This window comes from Dolichospermum circinale AWQC131C (assembly GCF_000426905.1).
Lineage (GTDB): Bacteria > Cyanobacteriota > Cyanobacteriia > Cyanobacteriales > Nostocaceae > Dolichospermum > Dolichospermum circinale.
On record NZ_KE384638.1, the window covers coordinates 13,828 to 20,683 of the forward strand.

The 6,856-nt window shown below is 36.6% G+C and carries 6 protein-coding genes; 4 read left to right on the top strand and 2 right to left on the bottom strand.

Annotation, left to right across the window (positions count from 1 at the left end; all coding sequences use genetic code 11):
• Nucleotides 1-301: 301 nt before the first annotated feature.
• Entirely contained in the window at nt 302-538 is a 237-nt protein-coding gene (locus ACIR131C_RS0117870) for a hypothetical protein (protein ID WP_028091293.1), read from the top strand.
• A gap of 83 nt (nt 539-621) precedes the next feature.
• On the opposite strand, the gene ACIR131C_RS0117875 is transcribed toward ACIR131C_RS0117870, so the two are convergent.
• Nucleotides 622-2,727 (bottom strand): M3 family metallopeptidase, encoded by a 2,106-nt coding sequence (locus ACIR131C_RS0117875; protein ID WP_028091294.1) that lies wholly within the window; start codon nt 2,725-2,727, stop codon nt 622-624.
• 433 nt (nt 2,728-3,160) lie between these two features.
• Here ACIR131C_RS0117875 and ACIR131C_RS0117880 point away from each other — a divergent pair, with 433 nt between their 5' ends.
• Entirely contained in the window at nt 3,161-3,538 is a 378-nt protein-coding gene (locus tag ACIR131C_RS0117880; RefSeq protein ID WP_028091295.1) for a DUF1823 family protein, read from the top strand.
• Nucleotides 3,539-3,911: 373 nt separating this feature from the next.
• A complete protein-coding gene (locus ACIR131C_RS0117885; protein WP_028091296.1) occupies nt 3,912-4,955 on the top strand; it encodes a 3-deoxy-7-phosphoheptulonate synthase in 1,044 nt (347 codons plus the stop codon).
• A 307-nt stretch (nt 4,956-5,262) separates the two neighbouring features.
• On the opposite strand, the gene ACIR131C_RS23245 is transcribed toward ACIR131C_RS0117885, so the two are convergent.
• Nucleotides 5,263-5,562, bottom strand: a complete 300-nt coding sequence (locus ACIR131C_RS23245; protein ID WP_334310860.1) for an ATP-binding protein — start codon at nt 5,560-5,562, stop codon at nt 5,263-5,265.
• Between the two features lie 101 nt (nt 5,563-5,663).
• Here ACIR131C_RS23245 and ACIR131C_RS23250 point away from each other — a divergent pair, with 101 nt between their 5' ends.
• The gene (locus ACIR131C_RS23250; protein ID WP_051347615.1) at nt 5,664-6,806 is read left to right on the top strand and encodes a SpoIIE family protein phosphatase; all 1,143 of its coding nucleotides are present in this window, start codon (nt 5,664-5,666) and stop codon (nt 6,804-6,806) included.
• The last annotated feature ends 50 nt before the right edge of the window (nt 6,807-6,856 follow it).

The following is a 6,856-nucleotide window of genomic DNA, read 5'->3' on the forward strand; positions in this document are numbered from 1 at the left end:
CTATGTTCAAAACCCTATGGTAACACCCATCAGGGCTAAAGCCCTGACTACAAACAAATGATATAATAATTTATACGACTATAATTATTTATATGTAAGCTAAAATACTGAGTAAACCAGTATTTACTCCTTAGCAGTAAATAAAAGTAAATTTTGTTAAAAAATAAGTTGTTGCATCACGTATTGACAATTTTGAAAATATGTAATACCAAGGTGGCATCATCAATAAAAAGCGATGGTACATTCTTAGTTAAGACACAAAGTAACGCCCTTCACTCAAGTTCATACGCATAAAATAATCATGCCACAAAATACGGATTACAAAAACACCACTTCAGAACATCAAGCCATAGCTTACAGAAAAAGGTTGAACGGCTGGGCTGTAGCCCGTGTCGTTACCGAACAGGAAAAAGTAATTGTTGCCAGATTCCGCAGTCGTTCGGATGCAGAAGGTTATATTCAGCACATACGCCAGTTAATTCTTGATACTGATTTTGAACTTTTCTTTGATTGCCAACGCGAGGAAGCTGTAATATAAATTCACTCAGTCCAGAGGTAAGAGGAACAGGTTTTCTTTGGGATTTTGAATTGTGTTGTCCTCTTATACCTTCAATTGCCAATTTACGGGTCAGTTAGCAGCCCATTGTGTTTGAGTAAAGCCTTGGTACTGGGTTCTCGTCCCCGGAAGGTTTTAAAGACATCCATGGGATGCTGACTACCACCTAATGCTAAAATTGTATCTCGATAGCGTCTACCAATATCATGAATTGCGGCCTCATCTTCCAAGCCCGCTTCTTCAAAAGCAGCAAAAGCATCAGCACTAAGCACCTCAGCCCATTTATAGCTATAGTAACCCGCTGCATAACCTCCTTCAAAAATATGACCGAAAGCACACAAAAACCCATCCTCTGGTAATGGTGGTAACACAGTTGTCAACTTAGCAATCCGGTGTTGCACATCTGTGACAGTTTCCTGACCCTGGGGACAATAGCGGTGATGTAATTCCAAATCCACACTGCTGAAATATATCTGTCGCAACATAGCTGAACCACTCATATAATTACGTGCCGCCAACAACTTTTGGTAATAATGTTCTGGTAATGGTTCACCTGTTTGATAATGTTTGGCCATACCCAATAAGGTATGGTGGTCATAACACCAATTTTCCATAAATTGGCTTGGTAATTCTACTGCATCCCATTCTACATTATTAATACCTGCTGCTCCCAGGTAATTTACCTTAGTCAGCATATGATGTAAACCATGTCCAAATTCATGGAATAATGTCTCAACTTCGTCAAAAGCCATTAAACTAGGATTACCATCCACAGGAGGCGTTTGGTTACAAATCAAATAAGCGACAGGGAGACGGATAGTAGTTACATCATTCTCTTTGATTTGTTTGCGGTGAATACAAGCATCCATCCAAGCACCACCACGTTTTTCAGCAGGACGGCTGTAAGCATCTAAGTAAAAATAGGCAATGGTTTCACCGTATTTATCAGCAATTTGGAAATAACGGACATCTTCATGCCATACTGGTGCTTGGCCGTCAGCAGGAGTTACTGTGACACCAAAAAGCCTTTTTACCAGCCCGAATAAACCATCTAGGACTTGAGGGAGGGGAAAATAGGGGCGTAACTCTTCAGCCGTAAAAGCAAATTTTTCTTCCCGCTGACGTTCAGCCCAAAAACTAATATCCCAGTGTTGCAAATTTTCTGCTTCTGCTGCCTTTTTATTCTTTGCAAAAGCTTTAAGTTTGTCTAAATCTTTAACAGCAGCATTATAACTAGCTTGACGAAGTTCTTCTAAAAGTTTTTCTACAGAGGGAACATCCTGAGCCATTTTACTAGCTAAACTGAGTTCAGCAAAAGTTTCAAAGCCAATTAACTGAGCTAATTCCTTTCTTAACTCTAAAATGCGGGTAATTAAGGGATTATTATCTAACTCTCCAGAAGATGCTCGGGTAATATAAGCTTTATAAACTTTTTCCCGCAAATCCCGTCTGGTACTATGCTGCATAAAAGGGAAATAACTGGGAAAATCTAAAGTAATATACCAAGGACCATGTTCTGCTGTAGCATTTTCCTCTCCAGCCGTGCGAGCAGCTTGGGCTGCAAGGCTTAACAAGCTGCTTGGTAAGCCTTCAATTTCATCTGAAGTGGTGAGGATTAAAATAAAGCCTTTAGTGGCATCTAGGATATGATTAGCAAACCTAGTAGCTAGTTCTGCTAATTCCATCTGAATAGCATTAAAACGCTCCCTGGATTCTCCCTCTAAGCCCACACCTGACAATTCTGCATCTCGAATAGCCGCTTTAATAATTCTCTGTTGGGCTGAATCTAAAGTTTCCCAGGTATGACTATTACGAATTGCTTTAAAAGCATTATAAATAGGTTTACTTTGACCCAAGGTATTTAGAAATTGAACTACTTGTGGCTGTACCTTTTCATAAGCAATACGTAGTTCTGGACTATTTTTAACGCCCATTAAATGATTGAGTATTCCCCAACTCCAATTTAGTCTTTCTGTCAATTTTTCTAAAGGTTCTATTAAACCAGTCCAAGTAGGCTGTATATTGGCCTCTAGGATGGTTAACTGCTTTTCAAGTTCCGCTAATAAATAATTAAAAGCTGGTTCGACTTGCTCCGGTTTAATATCCGCAAATGCAGGTAAACCAGAGCTTTGAAGTAAAGGATTTTGAGAAATAGTAGCAGTTGCACGCATGGTAGTGAATTAATAGCCAAGGAGTTAAGTGGGGACAAAAATTGATTTTTCTTGCTTTATATGCTGAATCAGTAAGCGTATAAATTAGCTTTTTCAGGAAAGCTTAAGTTGATACGCATGACTGTTACCGCACTATTTTTGGGTTGAAAACACCTTTGAGAGACCTATGTGATATAATCAGCATAAGTCAAAAACGTGGCGACAAACTTTCCCATTACTAGAATTACAAAACTAATATTGTAGCAATTTTTTTCCAACTAATTACTTTTATTTTTGCTGATTCTGTAGTCATATCCGCTATGGGAAATTTACATTTTGAGTACATAATATGCGGTATCTGATCAAAAAACATCATTAAGCTTTCTAAGTATAAGAAATAAGCTATATATGATCTAATCTATATATTATCTATTTTCTCTGTTCTGTGAAAATCATGTCTAACCTACCGCCGTTGAATACAGAAACAATTTGGGCAATCATTAATGATACAATTGATGATGCTACCGTGAACCAATTACTATGGTATTACTTAGGTTATCGCTATGATACCACAACAAAGACTTATGATCATAGTCAAGTAGAGACGGCATGGAGAGACGAATATCCCCAACCACCGGATTTTATAGATTCTCGGCCAGCAACTATGAAATTAACTCGTTCTATTCCTCCTGAAAATAAACAACTACTTAAAGAAAAATTAGGTTTTAAAGGTTACAAAATTGGTGAATTTGGTCCGCGACAAACTCGCAGAGCCACCTCCGCAAATTGGTTATTAAGTTATATGTTAATCACCACCGGTAAAATTGAGTAAAATTACTGAACTGCATCTACCTTGAAAATCATGTTATTTGCTAATAATCTGTACAGAATCATCAAGCTTATAAATTTATTTATCTTCATCTGCGGTTATCTGCGTTTATCTGCGGTTATTACTTCTGATTTCGGTTGAGGTATTAAATTATCTTCTCCCGGCTAATGTTATGGAAATAACACAGACTTATGTTGTATTTTTTCAAAAAGCTGTGTATATTAATATATATCAACCCTTGCACATAATAATCCTACCTGAATTTGTGCAACTTGTTTTTTGTTAACTAACTAATTTAGACTTAAAGAGAATAAAAAACAGTGTCACAGAAGTTTTAGGATTGCTAACGTATAACACAAATCAAGAGATTTCTGCTATGATCCACAAATTAATTAACACTAACATTAAGAGTTCTCATGTTTTGCTAACTCCTAATGAAGTCAAGGAAAAATTACCTTTAACCAAGACCGCTGAAAATACAATTTTAAAATTCAGACAAGAAATAGAACATATTCTAGATTTCCAAGATAGACGAAAATTCATTGTTGTTGGTCCTTGTTCAATACATGATCCTAAAGCAGCCATAGAATATGGGGAAAAATTACTAGATTTAGCGAAAAAAGTTGAGGATAAACTGCTGTTAATTATGCGAGTTTATTTTGAAAAACCGAGAACTACCGTAGGCTGGAAAGGACTAATTAATGATCCCGAAATGGATGATTCCTTTAATGTAGAAAAGGGGATATTAATTGCTAGAAGTTTATTGTTAAAGTTGACAGAGTTAGGATTACCAACGGCCACAGAAGCACTTGATCCGATTATCCCTCAATATATCAGTGAATTGGTATCTTGGTCTGCAATTGGCGCGAGAACAACTGAATCACAAACACACCGAGAAATGGCTAGTGGTTTATCTATGCCGGTGGGTTTTAAAAACGGTACTGACGGGAATATTCAAGTAGCTGTAAATGCACTCAAATCAGCGAGAACACCCCATAATTTTCTGGGTATTAATCAAAAGGGACAAGTGAGTGTATTTCAAACTAGGGGAAATGCTCATGGTCATGTAATTCTGCGTGGTGGAACTCAGCCTAATTTTGATGCAGAGAACATTAAATTAGTGGAAGAACAATTAAAAGCAGCCAAATTATCACCAAGAATAGTTGTTGATTGTAGTCATGGTAATACTAATAAAGATTACAGGTTACAATCTATGGTGTTTGAAAATATTATTCAGCAAATATTAGATGGTAATAGTTCCATTGTGGGAATGATGCTAGAATCGAATTTGTATGAAGGTAGTCAACCGATTACAGGAAATCGTGAAGATCTAAAATATGGTGTTTCCGTAACTGATAAATGTATTAATTGGGAAGAAACAGAAAGAATTATTTTGGCTGCTCACGCCAAATTGACCTAAATCCACAGCAGGTTTCATGTATTCATACCACAGATGAATAAATTGAGTGAATCTATTACCAATACAGTAGACATCTGATGAGAATCAAATGTGGCTAACTGGAAACTATGATAGGGATAATTCATTAATTGTCCCTAGATTTTTTTCCACGCCATGTCTAGTAATAGTGCAAAATCAATTTCATGTTCTAACAATAATGTTTACTGATAAATAAACAATAACGATTGTCATCTGTTAGTTTATAAGACAGTTTGTCAGCAATGGAGGACATTATTTGCAATCCCCGTCCTCGTTCTTGATCATTATCCTATAATGCTGAAGTTATTTGCAATTGCTTTTCTAACTCAAAAGGTTCTCCCAAAGACCATATCCGAATTTCTATATCTTCTTCGAGTCTGATAACTTCTAATTCAATCGGGGTTTCTCTGGGTAATTTTTTGTGAGCGTGTTCTACAATATTAATAAATCCTTCTACTAGTAGTGTTTGTAATTCCCACCAAATTGTTTGATTATTAAATGGGGGCTGGTTGATTTGCTCCAGCCAGGATAAAACTTCACTTGTAGCATTAATATCTGTATTGGTTTTTAGGTAGATTTTATGATTCATTGGTCAATCCATAGAATGTGAAAAAGAAAAATGTAAATCCTTAGACAAGATTTAATGTAGAGTAATGAATAAGTAATTATTCAAACTGTTTAACGGTCAAAATGTTTAAAATCCTTGTCATTGATGATGATCCTATCTTACGAATGGTTTTGAAAAAGACGCTGAAAACCCAGGGCTATGATGTTACCATAGCGGCTAATGGCGAAGAGGGAATAATAGAAGCCAAAAAATTATGTCCCGCTCTCATTATCTGTGATTGGGTAATGTCTGGGATAGATGGTTTACAAGTGTGTCGTCAGATTAAGTCAGATCCCGAATTAGCTACAACTTTTTTTATTCTTCTGACTGCAAAAGGAGCTTCTTTGGGAGAGGAAGATGATCGTGTCAGGGGATTGGACGCAGGAGCAGATGAATTTATCTCTAAACCCATTGAGATGAATGAGTTAAAAGCACGGGTAAGAGCAGGATTAAGGCTACATCAATTAAGTCGAGATTTGCAGCATCAAAAGCAAATTTTAGAGCAGTTAAATCGAGATTTGCAGCATCAAAAGCAAGCTTTAGAAACCGAACTAGCTGAAGCTGCTGATTATGTGCGATCGCTTTTACCATTACCACTTGTAGGGTCAGTGACCATAGAATCTTTATTTGTACCTTCAGCACAGTTGGGAGGGGATTGTTTTGATTACTATTGGATTGATGATGAGCATTTGGCAATTTATCTATTAGATGTCTCTGGTCATGGTGTAGGCTCGGCTTTGTTATCTGTATCTGTATTGAATATCTTGCGATCGCAGTCTCTACCAAATACTAATTTTTGTCAACCAGCAGCAGTTCTCAAAGCGCTCAATGAAAGTTTTCAAATGAGTAAACATGGCGATAAATACTTTACCATTTTGTACTGTGTTTTTAATCGTGTTAATCATCAGCTAGTTTATAGCAATGCTGGACATCCACCGGCTGTATTAATATTTGGAAATGATTCCTCCAGCACTGAGGTTATTAAACTAGAATCTCTGGATTTACCCATTGGCTTTTTACCAGGTATCAGTTTTGAAACTGCTATTTTAGACGTTGCAGAAAACAGCAGTTTATATATTTTTAGTGATGGTGCTTACGAACTGCTGCAACCAGGGGGACAAATTTGGGGTTTCGACTCCTTTGTTAATTTATTGCTCACCCATAATCAGACAAATAACAATCATATTAATCAACTCTTACCTGAGATTATAAGTATAGTTATTTAACTTAAGAATGAGACATTAAGATACACAATAATCACGGATGATTTCATCTA